Origin of the sequence: Ectopseudomonas toyotomiensis, assembly GCF_900115695.1 — a bacterium.
GTDB classification, from domain to species: Bacteria; Pseudomonadota; Gammaproteobacteria; order Pseudomonadales; family Pseudomonadaceae; genus Aquipseudomonas; species Aquipseudomonas toyotomiensis.
On the sequence record NZ_FOXK01000001.1, the window covers coordinates 34,344 to 53,901 of the forward strand.

Annotated in this window: 22 protein-coding genes; 10 read left to right on the plus strand and 12 right to left on the minus strand. The window is 62.5% G+C overall.

All coding sequences use genetic code 11. The features are described from left to right. Positions 1-124 precede the first annotated feature (124 nt). A complete protein-coding gene (gene rpsU / locus BM186_RS00195; RefSeq protein WP_074912898.1) occupies positions 125-379 on the plus strand; it encodes a 30S ribosomal protein S21 in 255 nt (84 codons plus the stop codon). 158 nt (positions 380-537) lie between these two features. On the opposite strand, the gene BM186_RS00200 is transcribed toward rpsU, so the two are convergent. The 3 genes from BM186_RS00200 to BM186_RS00210 form a co-directional block, all read right to left on the minus strand. After that, positions 538-771 (minus strand): anti-sigma factor family protein, encoded by a 234-nt coding sequence (locus tag BM186_RS00200; RefSeq protein WP_041977963.1) that lies wholly within the window; start codon positions 769-771, stop codon positions 538-540. Beyond that, positions 765-1,367, minus strand: a complete 603-nt coding sequence (locus BM186_RS00205) for an RNA polymerase sigma factor (RefSeq protein WP_074912900.1) — start codon at positions 1,365-1,367, stop codon at positions 765-767. Before BM186_RS00205 ends, BM186_RS00200 begins: the two co-directional genes overlap by 7 nt. A 72-nt stretch (positions 1,368-1,439) precedes the next feature. Beyond that, entirely contained in the window at positions 1,440-2,561 is a 1,122-nt protein-coding gene (locus tag BM186_RS00210) for a beta-ketoacyl-ACP synthase III (protein ID WP_072426027.1), read from the minus strand. A 237-nt stretch (positions 2,562-2,798) separates the two neighbouring features. Here BM186_RS00210 and BM186_RS00215 point away from each other — a divergent pair, with 237 nt between their 5' ends. Both BM186_RS00215 and BM186_RS00220 read left to right on the plus strand, forming a co-directional pair. Continuing rightward, positions 2,799-4,409: an FMN-binding glutamate synthase family protein gene (locus tag BM186_RS00215; protein WP_074912902.1), complete on the plus strand. Its 1,611-nt coding sequence runs from the start codon at positions 2,799-2,801 to the stop codon at positions 4,407-4,409. A gap of 70 nt (positions 4,410-4,479) precedes the next feature. Beyond that, complete coding sequence (locus BM186_RS00220; protein WP_074912904.1) at positions 4,480-5,211, plus strand: substrate-binding periplasmic protein; 732 nt, start codon at positions 4,480-4,482, stop codon at positions 5,209-5,211. A gap of 3 nt (positions 5,212-5,214) precedes the next feature. Here BM186_RS00220 and BM186_RS00225 read toward each other — a convergent pair whose 3' ends face one another. The 5 genes from BM186_RS00225 to pnuC all read right to left on the minus strand — a co-directional run bounded on the left by BM186_RS00225 (position 5,215) and on the right by pnuC (position 10,259). Continuing rightward, entirely contained in the window at positions 5,215-6,306 is a 1,092-nt protein-coding gene (locus BM186_RS00225; protein ID WP_099481797.1) for an extracellular solute-binding protein, read from the minus strand. Positions 6,307-6,315: 9 nt separating this feature from the next. After that, positions 6,316-7,428 carry an agmatine deiminase gene (aguA, locus tag BM186_RS00230; protein ID WP_045734535.1) on the minus strand — a complete coding sequence of 371 codons (1,113 nt, stop codon included), beginning with the start codon at positions 7,426-7,428 and terminating at the stop codon, positions 6,316-6,318. Between the two features lie 97 nt (positions 7,429-7,525). After that, positions 7,526-8,413 (minus strand): LysR substrate-binding domain-containing protein, encoded by an 888-nt coding sequence (locus BM186_RS00235; RefSeq protein ID WP_074913509.1) that lies wholly within the window; start codon positions 8,411-8,413, stop codon positions 7,526-7,528. A 247-nt stretch (positions 8,414-8,660) separates the two neighbouring features. After that, on the minus strand, positions 8,661-9,692 hold the full coding sequence (locus tag BM186_RS00240) for an AAA family ATPase (RefSeq protein ID WP_074912906.1): 1,032 nt from the start codon (positions 9,690-9,692) through the stop codon (positions 8,661-8,663). After that, the gene (gene pnuC / locus BM186_RS00245; protein WP_074912908.1) at positions 9,693-10,259 is read right to left on the minus strand and encodes a nicotinamide riboside transporter PnuC; all 567 of its coding nucleotides are present in this window, start codon (positions 10,257-10,259) and stop codon (positions 9,693-9,695) included. Between the two features lie 141 nt (positions 10,260-10,400). On the opposite strand from pnuC, the gene BM186_RS00250 reads away from it, so the two are divergent. The 4 genes from BM186_RS00250 to BM186_RS00265 all read left to right on the plus strand — a co-directional run bounded on the left by BM186_RS00250 (position 10,401) and on the right by BM186_RS00265 (position 13,979). After that, entirely contained in the window at positions 10,401-11,153 is a 753-nt protein-coding gene (locus tag BM186_RS00250; protein ID WP_074912910.1) for a tetratricopeptide repeat protein, read from the plus strand. A gap of 149 nt (positions 11,154-11,302) precedes the next feature. Continuing rightward, entirely contained in the window at positions 11,303-12,847 is a 1,545-nt protein-coding gene (locus BM186_RS00255) for a hypothetical protein (protein ID WP_241519840.1), read from the plus strand. After that, entirely contained in the window at positions 12,844-13,317 is a 474-nt protein-coding gene (locus BM186_RS00260; RefSeq protein WP_074912911.1) for a hypothetical protein, read from the plus strand. Before BM186_RS00255 ends, BM186_RS00260 begins: the two co-directional genes overlap by 4 nt. Before the next feature lie 182 nt (positions 13,318-13,499). Continuing rightward, positions 13,500-13,979: a DUF2247 family protein gene (locus BM186_RS00265; RefSeq protein ID WP_074912913.1), complete on the plus strand. Its 480-nt coding sequence runs from the start codon at positions 13,500-13,502 to the stop codon at positions 13,977-13,979. A 1-nt stretch (position 13,980) separates the two neighbouring features. Here BM186_RS00265 and BM186_RS00270 read toward each other — a convergent pair whose 3' ends face one another. Continuing rightward, a complete protein-coding gene (locus BM186_RS00270; RefSeq protein ID WP_074912914.1) occupies positions 13,981-15,261 on the minus strand; it encodes an FAD-dependent oxidoreductase in 1,281 nt (426 codons plus the stop codon). A gap of 77 nt (positions 15,262-15,338) precedes the next feature. Next, a complete protein-coding gene (locus tag BM186_RS00275; protein WP_017677691.1) occupies positions 15,339-16,097 on the minus strand; it encodes an SDR family NAD(P)-dependent oxidoreductase in 759 nt (252 codons plus the stop codon). Positions 16,098-16,217: 120 nt separating this feature from the next. Here BM186_RS00275 and BM186_RS00280 point away from each other — a divergent pair, with 120 nt between their 5' ends. Then, positions 16,218-17,123, plus strand: coding sequence for a LysR family transcriptional regulator (locus BM186_RS00280; RefSeq protein ID WP_017677692.1), 906 nt, complete (start codon positions 16,218-16,220; stop codon positions 17,121-17,123). Positions 17,124-17,166: 43 nt separating this feature from the next. On the opposite strand, the gene BM186_RS00285 is transcribed toward BM186_RS00280, so the two are convergent. Next, positions 17,167-17,592, minus strand: coding sequence for a 3-isopropylmalate dehydratase (locus BM186_RS00285; RefSeq protein ID WP_045734523.1), 426 nt, complete (start codon positions 17,590-17,592; stop codon positions 17,167-17,169). Between the two features lie 184 nt (positions 17,593-17,776). Here BM186_RS00285 and BM186_RS00290 point away from each other — a divergent pair, with 184 nt between their 5' ends. Continuing rightward, positions 17,777-18,043: a DUF2790 domain-containing protein gene (locus tag BM186_RS00290; RefSeq protein WP_059391847.1), complete on the plus strand. Its 267-nt coding sequence runs from the start codon at positions 17,777-17,779 to the stop codon at positions 18,041-18,043. A gap of 53 nt (positions 18,044-18,096) precedes the next feature. Here the strand turns inward: BM186_RS00290 and BM186_RS00295 are convergent, their stop codons facing one another. Next, positions 18,097-18,534, minus strand: a complete 438-nt coding sequence (locus BM186_RS00295; protein ID WP_017677695.1) for an HIT family protein — start codon at positions 18,532-18,534, stop codon at positions 18,097-18,099. 259 nt (positions 18,535-18,793) lie between these two features. Here BM186_RS00295 and BM186_RS00300 point away from each other — a divergent pair, with 259 nt between their 5' ends. After that, positions 18,794-19,495 carry a glutathione S-transferase N-terminal domain-containing protein gene (locus BM186_RS00300; RefSeq protein WP_064494418.1) on the plus strand — a complete coding sequence of 234 codons (702 nt, stop codon included), beginning with the start codon at positions 18,794-18,796 and terminating at the stop codon, positions 19,493-19,495. Positions 19,496-19,558: the final 63 nt, after the last annotated feature.

The window sequence follows — 19,558 nt, forward strand, 5'->3', positions numbered from 1 at the left end:
TGGTGAGTATTGACCTGTAAAAAACCTAACAAATTGCTCAAAAACTCCGGCAATTTGGCTGGACCTTCGTTGTGGAGCGTTAGAAAACAAACATGGACAGGCGTCAGTCCTTAAAACACAAGGCATGACAGTAACAATCAGCGTAGAAGATGGTGAATCAATTGAGGTTGCATTACGCAAGCTCAAGAAAAAGGTAAAGCACGAGACAGACCGGCGCTGGCACAAGCGAAGATTTGGTTATTACGAGAAACCATCCGTATTGAAGCGCAAGGCAAAAAAGACGAAAGCGCTTTCAATACAGTCAGGTGGTAGTTTGTGGTTGAAAATTGGCCTTAAGGAACAATTTTCTAAAAGCGGTAAATTAGCTGCGGGGCGCTAGCAAGTAGCCCGGACAGCCACCGCAAACGGTGGATGAAAAAAGCGTCGGCTACGCGCCCCGATCCACCCTACGCAGTGCCCACCTGGGTGGGCGACGCCATAGCTTTCAACAAAACGCTGCACCCGGAATAAACATCCGAAAACCAACAACGCCCTCGCTCACCCCTGATTACGCCGGTCCTGCGCCAAGCGCTCGGCCAGGGCGTCGAGTTCGGGTAACTCCTCATCCGGCATCTGCCGGATCACCGCCTGGGTCAGCTTCATCTGGCGGATGAAACGACGGCAGTTGCCGCACATCGCCAGGTGCGCGCGTACGGCCAGGCGCTGGCGTAGCGTCAGTTGGCCGTCGAGATAATCGCTGGAATGAGCGACCAATTCCTTGCAGGTCAGCATTGGCCTGTCTCCTCGAAATGTTCCAGGGTGGCAAAGACTTTCAGGCGTGCCCGATGCAGCAGCACACGGGCATTGGAGAGCGAGATGTCGAGAAGATTACAGATCGCCTCCAACTCCAGGCCCTGACGCTCGCGCAGCACCAGCACACTGGCCTGCAACTCGGACAGGCTGGCCAGGGTGTGTTCCAGGCACTGGCGCAGTTCGTCTTCGGTAAGCAGCGCTTCGGGGCTGTCCTGATGCCAGGCATGTGGCGCCAGCAGCCAGTGGCCGTCATCGGCAAAACGCTCGTCACCCACCGTGCCGTGCGGTGCGGCCAAGTCATCGAGCAGCACCTCGCGGCGGTTGTGCTTGAGGCGCGTCTTGGCGGTATTGGCGGTGATGGTCAGCAGCCAGGTCTTGAGGCTGGAGCGCCCCTGAAAGCCGCCGAGGCTGCGCACCACGGCGAGCCAGGCATCCTGAACCACCTCATCGGCGTGGCGACTGCCGACGATGGCATAGGCCACCGCGCGCATCGCCCCCTGGTAGCGAGCTACCAGCTCGCGATAGGCCGCCTGCTCACCGGCGAGCAGACGATCCAACAGATCGGTATCGGACATAGAACTCCCATGGGTAGGGCCTTGCGCGCACAATCACACTCTGCGTACGCGCCAGGCATTCCTACAGAGAGTTCAACGCTTGCGCAAAATTACACTGCCAATCGAATAACCGGCACCAAAGGAGCTTAGAACACCCAGGCTGCCGGCTGGCAGGTCGTCCTGATTCTTGTGCAGGGCGATCACCGAACCGGCCGAGCTGGTGTTGGCATAGGTGTCGAGAATCACCGGCGCCTCGTGCGGCTCGGCGTCGCGACCGAGCAGTTTGCGCGCGATCAGCAGGTTCATGTTGAGGTTGGCCTGATGCAGCCAAAAGCGCTTGACGTCGCTGACGTTGAGCTGGTGCTCGGCCAGGTGCGCGGCGATCAGCTCGGCGACCATCGGGCAGACGTCCTTGAACACCTTGCGGCCTTCCTGCACGAACAGCTTGTCGCGCGCGCCGATGCCCTCCTCCGCGGCTCGGTTGAGGAAGCCGAAGTTGTTGCGGATGTTGTTGGAGAACTGGGTCAGCAACTTGGTGCCGACCACATCGAACTGGTGGTTGGAGGTGGCCAGGTCGGCACGCTCGATGATCACCGCAGTGGCGGCGTCGCCGAAGATGAAGTGGCTGTCACGGTCGCGGAAATTCAGGTGGCCGGTGCAGATTTCCGGGTTGACCATGAGGATCGCGCGGGCCTGGCCGGTCTGGATCGCGGTGGTCGCGGCCTGAATGCCGAAGGTGGCCGATGAGCAGGCCACGTTCATGTCGTAGCCCCAGCCTTGGATGCCCAGCGCGGCCTGCACTTCGATGGCCACCGCCGGATAGGCGCGCTGCAAATTCGAGCAGGCGACGATCACCCCATCGATGTCGGCGACGGTCTTGCCGGCGCGCTGCAGCGCTTCCTTGGCGGCGCCCACGGCCATTTCGCAGAGGATGCCCCAGTCTTCGTTGGAACGCTCAGGGATACGCGGCACCATGCGCAGCGGATCGAGAATGCCTTCCTTGTCGATGACGAAGCGGCTCTTGATGCCCGACGCCTTTTCGATGAAGCCGCTGCTGGACTCGCTCAGCGCCTCCACCTCACCGCGGGCGATGGCCTCGGCATTATCGGCGTTGAACTGCTGTACATAAGCATTGAAGGATGCCACCAGCTCGTCGTTGGAAATGCTGTTGGCCGGGGTATAGAGGCCGGTACCACTGATGACGACGTTATGCACGCTCATTCCTCTTCTCGGCCGCTGGCGGCCTCAGGCAGTTGGCCGGCGACAATGGCGCAGGCCGAAAATCGGGAGACTTGGGCCAAGCTCTTGCGACGGTTGGCTCCGGGCCACTGAGTGTGCCACAGGGCGAGGGGGTTCGTCCTCAGCCCTTGAGAGTGTCTAGGTGGACAGAACATGACCCAATATAGCCGTTTGGTCTAAAGTCTTATCTCGATCCGCGCATCTGGAGCTTGCATGAACCTCTCCCTGCTCAGCCGCTACGCATTCTTCGCCTTCTGCGTGCTGTTCACCCTGGCCAGCCTACCCTTCCTTGGCCATGAATGGCTGTGGCCGTTCACCCTGCTCAGCGGCGTGCTCAGCCTGATCGGCATCGGCGATCTGCTGCAGACGCGCCATGCGGTGCGGCGCAACTACCCGATCCTCGGCAACATTCGTTATCTGGTCGAAGGCATTCGCCCGGAAATCCGTCAGTACCTGCTCGAAGGCGACGCCGAGCAACTGCCCTTCTCCCGCGCACAGCGCTCGCTGGTGTATTCCCGCGCCAAGAACGAAGGCGCCGACAAACCCTTCGGCACCCTGAGCGATGTGTACCAGAACGGCTTCGAGTTCATCAGCCACTCCATGCGCCCGGCGCCGCTGACCGACCCGTGCAGCTTTCGCGTGGAGATCGGCGGGCCGCAGTGCAGCCAGCCGTACTCGGCGTCGCTGTTCAACATCTCGGCAATGAGCTTCGGCTCGCTCAGCGCCAACGCCATTCGCGCGCTCAACGAAGGGGCGAAACTCGGCGAGTTCTACCACGACACCGGCGAAGGCAGCATCAGCCCCTATCACCGCGAGCACGGCGGCGATCTGGTCTGGGAGCTGGGCAGCGGCTACTTCGGTTGCCGCAGCTCGGACGGGCGCTTCGACCCCGAGCGTTTCGCCGCCCAGGCCGCCAGCCCGCAGGTGAAGATGATCGAGATCAAACTCAGCCAGGGCGCCAAACCGGGCCATGGCGGCATCCTGCCCAAGCACAAGGTCACCGAGGAAATCGCCAACACCCGCGGCGTACCCATGGGTGAGGACTGCATCTCGCCCTCGCGCCATAGCGCCTTCTCCACGCCGACCGAGATGCTGCAGTTCATCGCCCAGCTACGCGAACTGTCCGGCGGCAAGCCGGTCGGTTTCAAGTTCTGCCTGGGCCACCCCTGGGAGTTCATGGGCATCGTCAAGGCCATGCTGGAGACCGGCATCCTGCCCGACTTCATCGTCGTCGACGGCAAGGAAGGCGGCACTGGCGCGGCGCCGCTGGAATTCACCGATCACCTGGGCGTGCCGCTGCGCGAAGGGCTGCTGTTCGTGCACAACACCCTGGTCGGTAGCAACCTGCGCGACAAGATCAAGCTCGGCGCCAGCGGCAAGATCGTCAGCGCCTTCGACATCGCCCGCGTGCTGGCCATCGGCGCCGACTGGGCCAACTCGGCGCGCGGTTTCATGTTCGCCATTGGTTGCATCCAGTCGCAGTCGTGCCACACCAACAAGTGCCCTACAGGCGTGGCGACGCAGGACCCACTGCGCCAGCGCGCCCTGGTGGTCGAGGACAAGGCCCAGCGCGTCTACAACTTCCACCGCAACACGCTCAAGGCGCTAGCCGAAATGCTCGCCGCCGCCGGCCTCGACCACCCCTCGCAGATCGATGCCAAGCACCTGGTGCAGCGCATGTCGGCTACAGAGATCAAGCTGTTCGCCCAACAGCACGTGTTTCTCGCGCCGGGCGAGTTGCTCAGCGGCCAGATCGCAGGAGAGTTCTACGAACGCATGTGGCGCATGGCGCGCGCCGACAGTTTCGAGCCGGCACCTGCCTGAGAGGTCGTCGCCCAGTCTGTCACGGCCAAGCTCGGCGCGGCATCGCTTAACGTCTTGAACCGGTAACCGCATGCGCCTTTCGCTTTGCGCCCTGCTGTTTCTACTGTGCCTCGCAGCCTCGGCCGAGGAGCAGCGCCCGCTACGTTTCTCGGTGTCCGAGAGCTGGGCCATGCCGATGATAAAGATCGTCGATGGCCAGGCTACGGGCGGGATTCTCTACGATCTGCAAATGCGCCTGGCGCAGAAGGTCGGCCGCCGTGCAGAGATGCTGGTGCTGCCGCGCCTGCGCGTCCAACGTTTGCTGGTCAGCGGCGGGATCGACGTGCGCTGCTACGTCAATCCAGACTGGCTCGTCGAATCCCATCATCAGTACATCTGGAGCCTGCCCTTCATGGTGCAGCGCGACCTGATCGTCGCGCGCAAAGCCGACCCTGACTTCAAGCTGGAGCAGTTGCGGGATGAGCGCCTGGGTACGGTGCTGGGCTTCAGCTATCCAAACCTGGAGACGCTGCTGGCCAGTGGTGCCATACACCGCGAAGACGCCCGCACCCAGGAACTGGCCCTGGAGAAACTCGAAGCCGGCCGCTACCGCTATGCCATCAGCAATCACCTGGCGTTGGCCTGGTTCAATCGCGACCGGCCAGCCGAGCAACGTCTGCATGCGCTCGCTGAAATCAGCGCTGACCTGATCGCCTGCATCGTCCGCGACGAGCCGGATGTACCAACCCAGGCGCTGCTGCGTGCCCTGGTGCAGATGAGACAGGATGGCGAGTTCGAGGCCATCCTCGCTCGCTATCGCTGACAGCTACCGACCCGACTTCAGCCGACTGAACGCACGGGTCAGCGCCCGGTTGAACTCGCGACGGTTGTCATTCTTGGTGTACAGCGTGGCGCGCAGCTCGGCCGGCGGATAGGTGCCGGCGTCTGCGAGAATCGCCGGATCGACGAAGGCGTCGGCCGCTGGCACCACATTGGCGTAGTAGATGCTGTTGCTGATGGCGCCGATCACCTCAGGCGTCATCAGGTGGTCCATCAACGCCAGCCCGGCTTCCGGGTGCGGCGCATCACGCGGGATGACCATGGCATCGAACCACAGCAGAGCCCCTTCACGCGGGATGCGGTAGCTCAGCTGGAAGTCCTTGTTGGCCTGCTCGGCCTGTGCCGCGGCGATGGCGACATTGCCATTCCAGGCCATCGCCAGGCAGGTGTTGCCGTTGGCCAGATCGCTGATGTTGCGGTCATTGTCGAAGTAGCGAATGAACGGTCGCACCTTGGCCAGATGGGCCTCGGCCTGTTTCAGGTCATCGAGATTCTGCCGGTTGATATCCAGCCCCAGGTAGCGAAACGCAGCGGCGAATACCTCATTGGGATCATTGAGGAAACTCACTCCGCAATCGGCGAAACGCGCTACCACCTGTGGGTCCATCAGCATCGCCCAGCTATCGGTCTGGGCATCAGCCATGCGCTGAGCGATGGCCTGCTCTTGGTAGCCGAAACCGGTGGTGCCCCAGACGTAGAGTCCGGCGTAGCGATTGCCCGGATCGAACTTGGCCATGTGCTGGGTGAACTCGTCATCCAGCCCGGCAAAATGCGGCAGCTGCGTCTTGTCCAGTTCACGCAACGCACCGCTGGCGATGGCCCGACTCAGGTGCTGGCCGGCAGTCAGCACCAGGTCGTAACCACTGCCGCCGGTGAGCAATTTGGTTTCCACGGTTTCCAGCGAATCGAAGTGATCGACCACCACGCGGATACCGGTCTTCTCTTCGAATGAAGCCAGGGTGTCCGGGGCCAGGTATTCGCTCCAGATATACAGGTTGACCTGCTGCGGCGCCGCGCCGGCCTGCACGTGTGCGCAGGCGGCAAGGGCCACGGCCAGCAGACTGACGGGCAGTTTCATCCGGGCCTCCTAGGCGCGCTGGGGCGCGGCGTATTGCGGCATGGTGATGCAGGCGACGTTACCGCCACCCAGCAGGATTTCCCGCGAGTTCTCGATGCCGAGGATGCGATGCTGCGGGAACAGCTCGGCCAGGGTGGCCTGGGCCACACGGTCGTTGGCGTCGCCGAACAGCGGCAGGACGATGGCCGAGTTGCCGGCGTAGTAATTGATGTACGAGGCGCAGATCTGCGTGCCGGCCTGACGGGTGTGGGTGGTGTCATCCTGATCCAGACCTTCGGCCTCTTGCTCGGTCCACTCCAATACGCGCGGTTGCGGCAGCTTGTGCACTTCCAGCGCACGGCCACGGGCATCGCGCACGCTGCGCAGGATGTCGTAAGCCTCCTGGTAGATTTCCCATTGCGGGTCGGTGCGGTCGTCGGTCCACTGCATCACCACCACACCAGGGCGAACGAAGCAGGCCAGGTCATCGATATGGCCATCGGTTTCGTCGAACTTGCAGCCGCGCGGCAGCCAGATCACCTGCTCGGCACCGAGGTAATCCGACAGCCTGCGGGTCATCTCGTCCTTGCCCAAATGGGCGTTGCGATTGCGGTTGAGCAGGCACTGTTCGGTGGTCAACAGGGTGCGCTGGCCGTCACTCTGGATACCGCCCATTTCGGCAATGAAAGGCGCGCGATAGCGATCGAAGCCTTCGATTTCGAGAATCTTCTGCGCGATCTGGTCGTCCTTGTCCCAGGGGTAGTAAAGCCCGCCATCGAGCCCGCCATAGGCGTTGAACTCGAAGTCCACGCCGCGCACTTCGGCCGTCTCGTCATGCACCAGAAACGCCGGGCCGCTGTCGCGGAACCAGGTGTCGTTGCAGGTCATTTCCACCACCCGCACATGCGCCGGCAGCAGGCGCCGAGCGTTGGCGTACTGCGCCGCCGAGGCGCAGACGGTGACCGGCTCGCTGCTGGCGATGGCCGCAACGATCTCGACCCAGACCTTCTGCGCCGGCTTGCCGCCGTTGCGCCACACGTCCGGGCGCTCCGGCCAGCCGAGCCAGCAGCGGCTCTTGGTTTCGAATTCGCCGGGCAGACGAAAGCCGTCGGCCTTGGGCAGGGAGGTCAGGGTACGGGCCATCTCGCGGCTCCTCGTCAGTGGCTGGAAGTAGCCCGACAGTACGCCCGGCGATGCCACTACGACCAATGACGATAATCGCGGAACCCTTGAATTCAATTCACAGATCGACCAGCTGATCAGTGAACCATTCGATAAAATGAGCGGCTGCCGGCTTGTCCAGACGCAGGCGCTCGCACACCAGCGCGTATTGGCCGAGCGACGGCACCTGGGCCGCGAAGGGGCGCACCAGGCGACCACTCGCCAGGTCTTCGGCACTGGTCAGGTTGTCGCCGATGGCCACGCCCTGGCCGCGTGCTGCGGCCTCCATGGTCAGGCCGGCATGGCCCAGGTACAGATGCCGGGTCGGCTGGATATCGCCAGCATGAGTGGTCAGCCAGGCGGTCCAGGTCTTGCCGTCCTGATCGTCATGCAGCAGGCAATGACGCGCCAGGTCGCGCGGGTGCTTGAGCGGCGACTGGTTGAACAGGCCCGGGCTGCACACCGGGAAGAACTGCAGAGTAGGCAGCGGCCGCACGAAATAGGCGCTGGCATCGTCCGGGCCGGTGCCATAGGTGATGGCGATGTCGATCTCGCTGCCCGGCAGCGTCGCCTCCAGCGGTTGCTCATGCAGATGCAGGGTGATCTGCGGGTGGCGCTCGGCGAAGTCGGCCAGGCGCCCGACCAGCCATTTCTGCGCCAACTCTGCGGTAACCGCGACGCGCAGTTGCGCCTGCGAACCGGGATCGCGCAGCTCGTCGCAGGCTTCGCCAATCAGCTCGAAGGCCTGCTGCAGGCTGTGCAGCAAGCGCCTGGCCTGCGGCGTCGGGCGTACCTGACGGCCGTCGCGCTCGAACAGCGTGCTGCCGAGTTGCTCTTCGAGCTGGCGAATCTGGTGGCTGACGGCGCTGTCGGTGACGCACAGCTCAGCAGCTGCGCGGCCGAAGTGGGCATGCCGCGCGGCCGCTTCGAAAGTGCGCAGGGCGGTGAGCGAAGGCAGACGACGCATGACGATCCCGATTCGGTCGAAAACGCGCATCCTCGCCCAGCCATGGATGGCCGACAAGTCTCGTAGCGTGTCGCAAGGCCGACCAGACGTTGCGCGCCGCTAATTGCAGTTATGGCTGGCTGAACTCCAGGCGTGTCCCACAAGCCGGTGCGCGCAGCGCACCCTACGCAAAACCACCTGCGGCTATCCCGGCAAGTGCTTCGCTCGTTCGAACGTAGGGTGCGCCGTGCGCACCAACTGCCTCCGACTAGGTTCCGCTCAGGCGATGCAGCACCTGCTCGATGCGCTGTTGCAGAGAGCCGGTCAGCCGTGTGAATGGCCAGCCGCGCCGCGTCAGCTCCTGCGCGTACCACTGGTTCTGCCGGCGGCGAAAGATCTCGTCCTGACGGGTGCCGTCCTGCACGAAGGGGAAGTCATCGGCGCACAGGAACAGGTGGTGATAGTGCCGCTCGGCCAACTGCTCCAGCTCAGCCTCGGCCCGACCGAACAGCTCGCGGCAATAGAACAGCGTGGTCAGCGCCGTGGTGTCGCACACCAGATAACGCTGGCACTGCCCGGCCAGGCTCTGCTCACGGGCGACCTGGGTACGGCCGATACGCAGCAGGTTGTCATAGGCGAGCACACCGCCCCGCTCTTCCCAGAGTTCGCGACCGTACTCGGCGGCGTGACGCGTACCCAAGGCCTCGGCCAATGCCAGGGCGAGGCTGCTCTTGCCGGTGGACTCGCCGCCGAGCAAGGCGATGCGCTCGACGAAATCGCCATACACCTGCGGCGCCAGGTAGTGGCGCAGGCTATGAATATCGGCGCGCAGACGCGTACCGGACACCGGCACCTGAACGCGCGCGCGGTCGATCTCGACATGTTGCACCGGCCGACCGAAACATTCGCTCAAGTGCGCGGCGAAGCCATCGCCGTAGGCCTCGCTGGTAAACACCGCGTCCACCGGGTGGCCGAGCACTGCCTGGCAAAAGTCGGCGACGAACTGGCGCTGAACAGCATCGGGATCGGATTCGTGGGGAAGCTCTGGCAGCGCCAGGCCGCGTGCGCGTTGCTGGGCAACCCACTCAGGCGTGACCACCCAGCTGCGCAGTTCGGGAAAGCGCAGCCGCAGCCAGGTCGCCCGTCGATCCGGCTCGCAACCGGCAAGTTCCGGGTAGGCCCAACTGAGCAGCACCAGTTGCTCGCACTGCTGTTGCGCCTGGCGGATAAGCCATTCGTGCCCCAGGTGCAGCGGCGCGAACTTGCCGACCACCAGCCCTTTGGCGAATCGCTTGCTCATTCAGGCAGCCTGCGCGTTCAGTTCACGGCGCCAGCGATACAGGCCGTACCAGGCATTGCACCAGAACAGCAGGTAGATGAACGCCGTCAGGTACAGCTCGCGCGAGGCGAACAGCGGCACCGCGAGCGTGTTCACCAGCAGCCAGCCGTACCAGGTTTCCAGCTTGCGGCGCATCAGCAGCAACTGCGCCAGCACGCTGAAAGTCAGCACCAGGGAATCGATGAAAGGTGCGTAGGCGTCGGTGAAATAGTGCAGCAGGGCGCCGTATGCGCCCGCCACGACCACCGCGAGCAGCAGCGCCAGGCCCAATCCGGCCATGCTGGCACGGCTGATCGGCAACGCCTCGCCCTGGCGCCCGCGCACCCAGCTCCACCAACCCAGCAGGCTGGTGGCGATGAAAAAGATCTGCAAGGTGACATCGGCATACAGCTGCACGCTGAAGAACAGCCAACCGAACAGCACGCAGCCGACCAGGCCGACGGCCCAGGTGTGCACCGAATTGCGCGCCGCCAGCACGACCGAAACCAGATAGAAAAGGTTGGCGAAAATCTCCAGCGACGACGGCATGCACGCATCCTTATGAACATGGAATCCGCCGCGCAGCCTACCACGTGACGCAGGCCACAGCCGTGCATGCGTCACCTGACAACGGGGCCGATCCATGCTCTGATAAGCCTCCCCTCGCACTCCAAAGGACTGGACCGCCTCATGCCTCTGCTCGCCCTGCTGGTCATCGCCTGCCAAGTCACCTGCGGCCTCCACGTGGTGCGCAGTGGCCAGGAACGCTACTGGCTGTACCTGATCATCGCCCTGCCTGGCCTCGGCTGCCTGATCTACTTCCTCGGCATCATGCTGCCGGATCTGCTCGGCAGCCGACGCGGCCGGCAGACACTCAACCGCCTGCACGACAGCATCGACCCCGAGCGCCACCTGCGCGCCCTGCGCGACGAACTGGAGATTCGCGACACCCGTGATACCCGCGTCAACCTGGCCGATGAACTGCTGCGCATGGGGCAGGCCGAAGAAGCGGCCCAGCAGTATCAGACAGCCCTGCGCGGCATCCACAGCGACGCCCCGGATATCCTCCTCGGCCTGGCCCGGGCACGTTTCGCCCTGGGCGACTTCGCCGGCTGTCAGGCGAGCCTCGATCAACTGATCGCCCACAACCCCGACTTCCGTTCCTCCGACGGCCACCTGCTGTATGCCCGCGCGCTGGAAGGCCAGGGCAACGACCTCAAGGCCGAAGAGGAATACCGCGCCCTCGGCAGCTACTGCGCCAGCCCCGAAGCGAACTATCGCTATGCCCTGCTGCTGCGCCGACTGGGACGCCAGCGCGAGGCCATCGAACTGCTGCAGCAGATCCAGACCCACGCCCGCCGCTCCGCCCGGCACTATCGAGTTCTGCACAAGGAGTGGCTGGACCTGAGCCAGAAGGCGCTGCTCGAGCTGCAGCGCGGCTGAACCGCCACGACATTTTTTGCGTGCATGGATCACAAAAAGCAAAGCTGGCCCGCCACTGCGCAAGACTTTGCGCATAGGTCCTTGGTTAGCATCGGCGTTGATGATCGACCCTGCCGGCATATCGCCGGCTGCAGCATGGATGCACGACGATGAGCGGCTACGTCCCCAACAATCGCAACGAACGCCCCGCACCGACGCCGGCGCCCTACAACGGCGACTTCCACAGACAAGCACCGCGCCCGCTGGAAGGCACCGCCGCGCAGAACAGCAGTTGCCTGGTCGGGCTGCGCTTCGTCTGGGACAACGGCGAATGCCTTGGCGCCAACCTGCCCTACAGCCTCACCCCGGCCGGCGGCAACCCCGTGCGCGGCAGCCTGGACGCCCGAAGCAGTCTGATTCAGACCATCCAGGGCAGAGAATACGAGGCGCAACTACTCGCCGATGCCGATGTGGACAGCGACATCGCCAGCGCGCGCGCCGAACTGCAGGCCGTGCTGGATGAAATCCTCGCCGCGGAAAGGGCCGAAGCCGCCCGCCTGCAGGCCATTCAGGATCAGCGCAGCGCCCTCTCCAACTACGTGCATCGCCGACTCGCAGTGGGTAAAGGGTTCTTCCTCGGCGCCTGGGGCCTGCTCAAGACCGCCAAGGAATTCTCCGACCTGGTCAATCCTTTCACCGCCTTCTCCAATGCCCTGCGCAGCGCCTGGCAGGCGCGCGCCAGCGAGGGAGAAACCTGGCTGACCGCATACAATCGCCAGTTCAGCGCTGAACAGCATCGAGAGCTGGTGGAGGCGCTGGGCTTCGACCCGAGCAGCATCACCCGTGAGCAACTGGCCGAAGCCTACGAACTGGCCTGTTTCATCTACGAAGACGGCCCCAGCAAAGCCATGCTCGGCCGCTTCGCCGTCGACTACGCCAAGGCGCAGAACGTCGAGGAAGTGGCCGAGTTCAGCGGCGGCGCACTGTTCGAAATCGTACTGGCAGCCCTGCTGATCGTCTTCACCGGCGGCGTCGGCCTGGCCGCTCGCGGTGCAGCATCGGTAAGCTATCTGGACAAGCTTGCACGTCTGGGCAATGCCTTCAGACGCCTGGGCGCGGCGCTGAAACGGGCAAGGATCAGACGAGGTGGCAGGGCGACAGGTAGCGGGACTGGGGCACGAACGGTTGAGGTGGAAAGACCGCCGCTCGCGCCGACCTCTCAGGTCGACAGACCATCTTCGCGTCTGGATTCAGAAAGTGTGGCGCTTGAGCGAATCAGAAACAACCCCAAAGGCCCGGATCTCAGTCAGAGGCCCCCAGGCACAGTGGCGAACCAGCAAGCAGTAAACGACCTGCAAGCAGGTCGTTTACCCGGACAGCCAATCGGTGGCCCAGGCACACCCAGAGAGATGCCAGCATCAATCGCACCGAGCGCTACTGCAGAAGACTTTGCAATAAAAGCGTTGGGGAGAGATCCGACACAAGCCGAGAGAGCTATTGGTAGCCGAATGAACAAGGGCGATTGTGCCGGCTGCTGGGTTGCATCACCTGACGAAGGAAAAAGCTACATTACCTATCGGCCAGCAGGCAAAGCGAGTGCCGAGACAGCGCCCACCACCTCTACGGTTGAAATAAACTACAGAGAGGCCGGAAATCAGATAAACAATGGAAAGCCGTTGAAACTTAAATTCCCACAAACCGGAAATAGCCAATGAGCGTACCTGAATACCCAGCACTGGAAATTCAAGATTGGCTGCGTGTGTTCTGCTACGACAGTTATTGCGCGGATGCCATGACCAGTGGGCTGACAAACAGCAAGGACACCACTCTGCGTTGGCAGCTAGCCGTAGACACCCTCTATCGCCTTCTCGCTAGCGACCTCCTCTATATCCCAGCGTTGAAAGCTGACGACTCGTCAATGATGAAGTCTGCTGCACTCGATTATATAAAGTCACTTGCCCGTCATGACCCTTTCAGCTCGGACATCGAGGAAACCTCACATTGGTATCTATGGGATATCAGTGCCACAGACAGATGCCATAGCCTTATCGATAAGTATGGAATTCGTGATCTTCCTCAAGGGGAGCTAAGTCAGGGGCTTGTCGCAGCGCTCCACAGCCTATTCGCTGAGAACCAGGTTGCCTGGAGTGACTACCCCCTGATAGCCATAAGCACGGATCAATGATACCTACACGCGCACTCTTCACAGCTGATAGAGCAACACACGTGTACAACGATCAACCATCGAGCTTATTGATTGCAAGAAAGCCAACAATGATCCAGCTACCTCCGGCATCGATTAGGTGCAGCCCTGGCGGGAAAGTGACAGACCTCCCCAACCAAGTTGCCAGACCTTAAGGGGTAGTAATGAACGAATATATTCCCGAGCTTGCTAAGCGCAACCTGGTTGACTGGCCGACCCTGGCGATCGGCTTGAATAATGGCTGGATAAACAAAGACGCGGTATCCGAGCATGCCTTCAAGCTACTGTCTGCTGGTCAGCAGGACAGTGATATTGCCGTTCTGGCCGGCAGCGACGCCCTGAGTGATGACGAAGTAGTCGCCTTGCTGGCAACCCTGTGCAAGAAAGAGGGTATCGATCTTCAGGAAAAACGGCCGCATGCTCTGGAGAAATGGCGGCTAGCCATGCTCTCGGAACTGCAACACTCCTCGCTTGCCGATGAGAACAAGATCGAACGGTTGCAGGAACTCTATGCGGAGTTCGGCTACCCGGACGATATGGCCTCATGCAGCATCTACGCGCAAAACGATGTCGATCCGATGGATGCGCTACATCAAGTCGTCGCTGCTCTGGAACAGCCCTTTGCCAGCGACAGCGGCAGATAGGCTACTCCCACGCCTCGCGCTCACCCTTCCAGGCATGCAGCTCGCGCTTCTGCGCCCCCGACCATAGCCAGCCGCCGCGTGCACCGACCAGGGTGCTGACGGCATGCTGGCGGCCGAAACGGTTGTGCCGAGCCAACATCAGGGCAATATCGCGCAACACCGCCAGGGCGTTGCTGTTGGACTGGAACAGCGGCGTCAGCAAGCGGCTGGCCTGGCGGTAGTAGCGCAGGTGATCACGGCGCGTATCACCGTAGCGGGTGAAGATGGCGTTCCAGTCGAGCGTGTGCTGATGCTCGTCACCGGCATTGCCGAGCGCATCGGCCAGTGCAGCGGCGTCGACCAGCGCCATATTGGCGCCCTGCCCCAGTTGCGGGCTCATGGCGTGGGCGCAATCACCGATGGCCAGCACGCGACCATCGTTCCAGCGCTGCATGCGCACGTCGGCATAGGCCGCCAGGGTCAGTTGCGCGGGATCATCGATCTGCTGCAGATAGGCCTCTGAAGCCTCGCCGGCGAGGTTGCGCACGCGGGTTTTCCAGGCCTCCAGGCCATTCTTGCGCCACGCATCATGTTCACTGAGCGGCAGGCTCCAGAACAGGCTGGTCAGCGAGGTCTCGCGTGCCTGATGGGTGCAGCCGGTCGGCATCAGCCCGAACATCTCGCGGCAGCCGCGGTACCACTGGCGCAGCTCGCCGGACTCGGTCGCAGGCGAAGTTGGCAACATGCTCCATAGAGCGCCCCAGGGATAGGGGCGCGACCACTGACGCACCTGCATCTGCGCACGCAGGGTCGAACGTGTGCCATCGGCCAGGATCAGCGCGGCGAAATCACCCAGCGGTTGTTCACCGCCACCCGCCTGCTCCTGCAGCAGGCGAACATGGCCGCTGGCCTGCTCGAAGCGGCTCACCGCCACACCGGTTTCCACCTGCACACCGTTACGCTGCGCGGCATTGAGCAATGCCGTCATCAACACGCCGCGGTGAATGCCAAGGCCGAAACTACCCGGCTGCCAGTCGTGATAACGGGTGTCGAGGATCACCCGGCCCTGACAGCTGGTGCCGCACAGGCGGCTGACCGGCGCACCCAACGCGGTGCATTCGGCCAGCAGGCCCAGACGCTGCAGCACAGCCAGACCGGAAGGCTGCAAGAGGATGCCGGCGCCCACCGGCTGCAGCTGTTCGACACGCTCCAACAAACGCACCGCGTAACCCTGGCGGGCGAGGAATATGGCACTGGCCAGGCCGGCTGTACCCGCTCCCACTATCGCTATCGGTAATCCCATTGCGGCTTATCTCCCTGTTCTGGCTCAGAGATTCTAACCGCCACAGCCGGTGCCGTCGGGAACTGCCGCTCAGGCTCTCAGAGGAACATCCCGCCTGACGCCTCGATACGCTGGCCATTGATCCAGCGGCCAGCATCGCTAAGCAACAGCGCGAAGGCTGCGCCGATATCATCGGGCAAACCGACTCGCCCCAGCGCCGTATTGCCGGCGATAAAGGCATTGACCTCAGCATTGTCGCGGACCACGCCATGGCCGAAGTCGGTCTCGATGGCGCCGGGAGCCAGTACATTCACGCTTATGCCGCGCGGACCCAGTTCCTTGGCCAGATAGCGCGTCCACACTTCGACGCCGCCTTTCATCGCCGCATAGGCGCTGTAACCCGGCAAGCTGAAACGGGCCAAGCCGGTAGAGACATTGATGATCCGGCCGCCGTCGACCATCAGCGGCAGCAGGCGCTGGGTGAGAAAGAATGGGCCCTTGAGCTGGATGTTCATCAGTTCGTCGAACTGCTGCTCAGTGGTTTCGCTGAAGGCGGCATGGATGCCGATACCGGCGTTATTGATCAGGAAATCGAAACGCTCAGCCGCGAAGGTCTCACGCAAACCAACCGCCACACGTTCGGCGAATGCGGCAAAGCTGCTGCTGTCGCTGACATCCAATTGCAGCATCAGCGCTCGGCCACCCTGCGCTTCGATCTCGTGGGCCAACTGCTGCGCGTCATCCGCCTGGCTGCGATAGGTGCCTATGATATCCACGCCTTGAGCAGCCAGATGTTTAGCCGCACTGCGGCCGAGGCCACGGCTGGCGCCTGTGATGAGTGCGATTTTGCGAGTCATGGTGAATCTCCTGTGATGGGTGATGAAGTTCAATCACAGGTTATTGATCGATCAAATACTGATAAATCCAGAAAAACCGGAAATACTGATCGCCACGAGCGAACAATATGGGCCGCCATCATGAACAAGCTGGAGCTGCTGCGTACCTTTCAACGTGTCACCGAACTGAGCAGTTTTACCCAGGCCGCCGAAAGTCTGGGCTTGCCGCGCTCGACGGTGTCTGAACAGGTGCGTGACCTGGAACGCCTGGTCGATGCCCGTCTGTTGCACCGCACCACCCGACGGGTGCGTCCGACCCAGGACGGCCAGGCGCTGTACGAACGCGCCCGTGAAGTGCTGGCACAGATGGACGAGCTGGAGAACCTGTTCCGCCAGGATGCCGGCGCACTGAGCGGGCGCCTGCGAGTGGATATGCCAACGGAAATAGCCAGGCGTCTGGTGGCGCCACGTCTGGATGAATTTCTCGCGCAACATCCGGCATTGGAGATCGAACTAGGCTGCAGTGACCGCCGCGTAGACCCACTGCGCGAAGGTTTCGATTGCGTGCTGCGCATTGGCGCCATCGACGACGATAGCCTGGTAGCGCGACCACTGGGCCAGCTGTCCATGGTCAACTGTGCCAGCCCGGCTTATCTGGCCGAGCATGGAACGCCCGAAAACCTGGACGACCTCAGCGGGCACAGCCTGATCCACTACGTGACCGCCTTTGGCACACGCCCAGACGGTTTCGAATATCAACGTGACGGCAAGCTGCAGCAATTGCCCATGAGTGGCCGGATAACGGTGAACAATATCGACGCGTACCACGGGGCCTGCATCGGCGGTCTGGGCATCATCCAAGCGCCGCTGATCGGCATGCGCACACATTTGCAGAGTGGGAGTCTGTGTCGCTTGCTGGACGATTGGGTCGCGCCGCCCATGCCGGTGCATCTGCTGCACCCGCACGGGCGTCATCTGCCGCGACGGGTGCGCGCCTTCATGAACTGGCTGGAAACGCTGCTGGCCGATGAGGTTGATCGTCAGTGAAGCATTTGCGCAGGGTCACCGACCCGCAACCGCTCTCACCGAATCAGGGCTTGTCCGGGCGGATATCGAAGCCACCCTTGTTCTGGCTGACGATGCGCAGGTGCTGGATCTCCCCACTTTTCACCGGCACTGCCACCTCCCGCAGCAGGCGGCCCATGCCGCACAGGGTGTCGTCCATGCGGTCTGGGGTGATGCCGACCACGCGCGTGCCGGGCGGCACCTGGAAGGTCGCGACCTCGCCGACGCCGATGCGTGCAGCGACCTTGCGATCCACCTCGATGGCCACGAAGCAGCCGCCTCCCATCACCCCGAAGTCGCGATTGACCACGATCTGCGCACTGTTCGCCTGCGCCTCCTGAAAGGCCAGCAGGCGATCTTCCGGTACCGGTTTGATGTGCTCGGGGTCGCCCCGAAACGATGAACAACCGGCCAGCAGCAACAGCGGTAGAGCGATGAGGATCGAGCGCATGAAGCCCTCCGTGGGCAGATGAATGCCGCCTGAGTATTGGGCTTGGCGAGCCTGTGGGCAAGATATCGATGACAGCGATTTTCGCTAGCACAAGCATCGATTTCTGCAATGAAGGGCGCGGTGTTTTCATCTCTCTCGAACCCAACGCCACCTGAGTCGGCGCAACTGATCGGAGACTACCCAGATGAAATTCGCAGCCCTCAACGCCACCCTCCTCGCCGCTTTCGCCCCCATGGCCTTCGCCAGCGAGAAAGCACCTGCCAGCACCAAAGTGGAAGTGCAGGAATACCAGTACGGCATGCAGCTGGACATCGACCAGGTTCTGCAGCGCACCGACAACAGCCGCAAGAGCGGTGTAGTGCCCAGCGTCATGGTCTACCGCGACAGCCAGGGCGAAGTGCACGCCGTGCGTTTCGTGGAGTGGGGCGGGCTGAGCAACCAGAACGGCTAACCCACAGGTTGCCTGATGCCCCGGCCGAGTCACTCGTCCGGGGCAATACCGCTTCAGCCCTGCAGGCGTTTGACCAGACGTGCCTGCAGCGCTTCCAGCTCGGCCGGGTCGGCCTTGGTGGCCGCGTGAATACCCAGCCCCTCGCCCTCGAAGCGCGGGATCACGTGCATGTGGATATGAAACACCGTCTGCCCGGCAGGCGCGCCGTTGAACTGTGCCACCTGCACACCAGCGGGTTGCAGTTCGTCGACGACTGCCTGGGTGACCTTCTTCACCACGGCCATGACCTTGGCCAGGCTAGCGTCGTCGATTTCCAGAATATTGCGCGCAGCAGCGCGCTTGGGGATCACCAGGCTGTGGCCCCTGGATTGCGGGAATAGATCGAGGAAGGCCAGCACATCGTCGTCCTCGTAGAGTTTGTAGCAGGGCAAGTCGCCACGAATGATAAGGGCGAAGATGTTCTGGGAATCGTAAGTACCGTGCAGGCTCATGCCGATGGGTTCCGTGCCGGGTGGATGAAAAACCCACCATACCGCCTCGCTCGCACGCATGGAACCAGGCAGGATTGCTCGAGTCGATGACTACTAGCAACTGGATCGATTTCCTGCCCCCCTGCCACTCGTGTTCTGATCGCCCCTTTCGTAGAGGCTGTTCAGGATCTCGCGAGCTAGAGCTTGTTTTTAACGCAGTAGCACCGACGCGCAGCAGATCGTGAACAGGCTCTTAGGCCCATTCGACATGGAACTCCACATGACCGACCTCAGCCCCTTTCACATCACCCGTAAATGGCCCGCCCAGCATCCCGAGCGCCTGCAGCTTTACTCGCTGCCCACGCCCAACGGCGTCAAGGCCTCGATCATGCTGGAAGAAATCGGCCTACCCTACGAACCTCACCTGGTCGACTTTGCCAGCGACGATCAATTCAGCCCCGAGTTTCTCTCGCTGGCGCCGAACAACAAGATTCCCGCCATCCTCGATCCCGATGGACCCAATGGCCATCCGCTGGCGCTGTTCGAGTCCGGGGCAATTCTGATCTACCTCGCGGAAAAGACCGGCAAGCTGCTGCCACAGGACGCCGCTGCCCGCTACGAGACGATTCAATGGCTGATGTGGCAGATGGGCGGCCTGGGACCGATGTTCGGCCAGCTCGGTTTCTTCCACAAATTTGCTGGTGCCGAGTACGAGGACAAACGCCCGCGTGACCGCTACGTGGCCGAATCCGCACGCCTGCTTGGCGTACTCGATCAGCGCCTGCAAGGCCGCGACTGGATCATGGGCGAGTACAGCATTGCCGATATCGCCGTGCTGCCCTGGGTGCGCTGCCTGGTGGACTTCTACAAGGCCGGTGACCTGGTGCAGTTCGAACGCTTCGCCAACGTGCGCCGCGTACTCGATGCCTTCCTCGCCCGCCCGGCAGTGCAACGCGGCCTGACCATCCCCGCACGAGATTGATGGGGTTGTTACGGGAGTCGACCACCGACTCCCGTATCGCTGCAAAGGCAGAGTTGCACTGAG

Bases quoted from the DNA above. Each gene is read 5' to 3' on its own strand.
- rpsU (WP_074912898.1), top strand. From the start codon at position 125: ATGACAGTAACAATCAGCGTAGAAGATGGTGAATCAATTGAGGTTGCA.
- BM186_RS00200 (WP_041977963.1), bottom strand. From the start codon at position 771: ATGCTGACCTGCAAGGAATTGGTCGCTCATTCCAGCGATTATCTCGAC.
- BM186_RS00205 (WP_074912900.1), bottom strand. From the start codon at position 1,367: ATGTCCGATACCGATCTGTTGGATCGTCTGCTCGCCGGTGAGCAGGCG.
- BM186_RS00215 (WP_074912902.1), top strand. From the start codon at position 2,799: ATGAACCTCTCCCTGCTCAGCCGCTACGCATTCTTCGCCTTCTGCGTG.
- BM186_RS00220 (WP_074912904.1), top strand. From the start codon at position 4,480: ATGCGCCTTTCGCTTTGCGCCCTGCTGTTTCTACTGTGCCTCGCAGCC.
- BM186_RS00225 (WP_099481797.1), bottom strand. From the start codon at position 6,306: ATGAAACTGCCCGTCAGTCTGCTGGCCGTGGCCCTTGCCGCCTGCGCA.
- aguA (WP_045734535.1), bottom strand. From the start codon at position 7,428: ATGGCCCGTACCCTGACCTCCCTGCCCAAGGCCGACGGCTTTCGTCTG.
- BM186_RS00235 (WP_074913509.1), bottom strand. From the start codon at position 8,413: ATGCGTCGTCTGCCTTCGCTCACCGCCCTGCGCACTTTCGAAGCGGCC.
- BM186_RS00240 (WP_074912906.1), bottom strand. From the start codon at position 9,692: ATGAGCAAGCGATTCGCCAAAGGGCTGGTGGTCGGCAAGTTCGCGCCG.
- pnuC (WP_074912908.1), bottom strand. From the start codon at position 10,259: ATGCCGTCGTCGCTGGAGATTTTCGCCAACCTTTTCTATCTGGTTTCG.
- BM186_RS00250 (WP_074912910.1), top strand. From the start codon at position 10,401: ATGCCTCTGCTCGCCCTGCTGGTCATCGCCTGCCAAGTCACCTGCGGC.
- BM186_RS00255 (WP_241519840.1), top strand. From the start codon at position 11,303: ATGAGCGGCTACGTCCCCAACAATCGCAACGAACGCCCCGCACCGACG.
- BM186_RS00260 (WP_074912911.1), top strand. From the start codon at position 12,844: ATGAGCGTACCTGAATACCCAGCACTGGAAATTCAAGATTGGCTGCGT.
- BM186_RS00265 (WP_074912913.1), top strand. From the start codon at position 13,500: ATGAACGAATATATTCCCGAGCTTGCTAAGCGCAACCTGGTTGACTGG.
- BM186_RS00270 (WP_074912914.1), bottom strand. From the start codon at position 15,261: ATGGGATTACCGATAGCGATAGTGGGAGCGGGTACAGCCGGCCTGGCC.
- BM186_RS00275 (WP_017677691.1), bottom strand. From the start codon at position 16,097: ATGACTCGCAAAATCGCACTCATCACAGGCGCCAGCCGTGGCCTCGGC.
- BM186_RS00280 (WP_017677692.1), top strand. From the start codon at position 16,218: ATGAACAAGCTGGAGCTGCTGCGTACCTTTCAACGTGTCACCGAACTG.
- BM186_RS00285 (WP_045734523.1), bottom strand. From the start codon at position 17,592: ATGCGCTCGATCCTCATCGCTCTACCGCTGTTGCTGCTGGCCGGTTGT.
- BM186_RS00290 (WP_059391847.1), top strand. From the start codon at position 17,777: ATGAAATTCGCAGCCCTCAACGCCACCCTCCTCGCCGCTTTCGCCCCC.
- BM186_RS00295 (WP_017677695.1), bottom strand. From the start codon at position 18,534: ATGAGCCTGCACGGTACTTACGATTCCCAGAACATCTTCGCCCTTATC.
- BM186_RS00300 (WP_064494418.1), top strand. From the start codon at position 18,794: ATGACCGACCTCAGCCCCTTTCACATCACCCGTAAATGGCCCGCCCAG.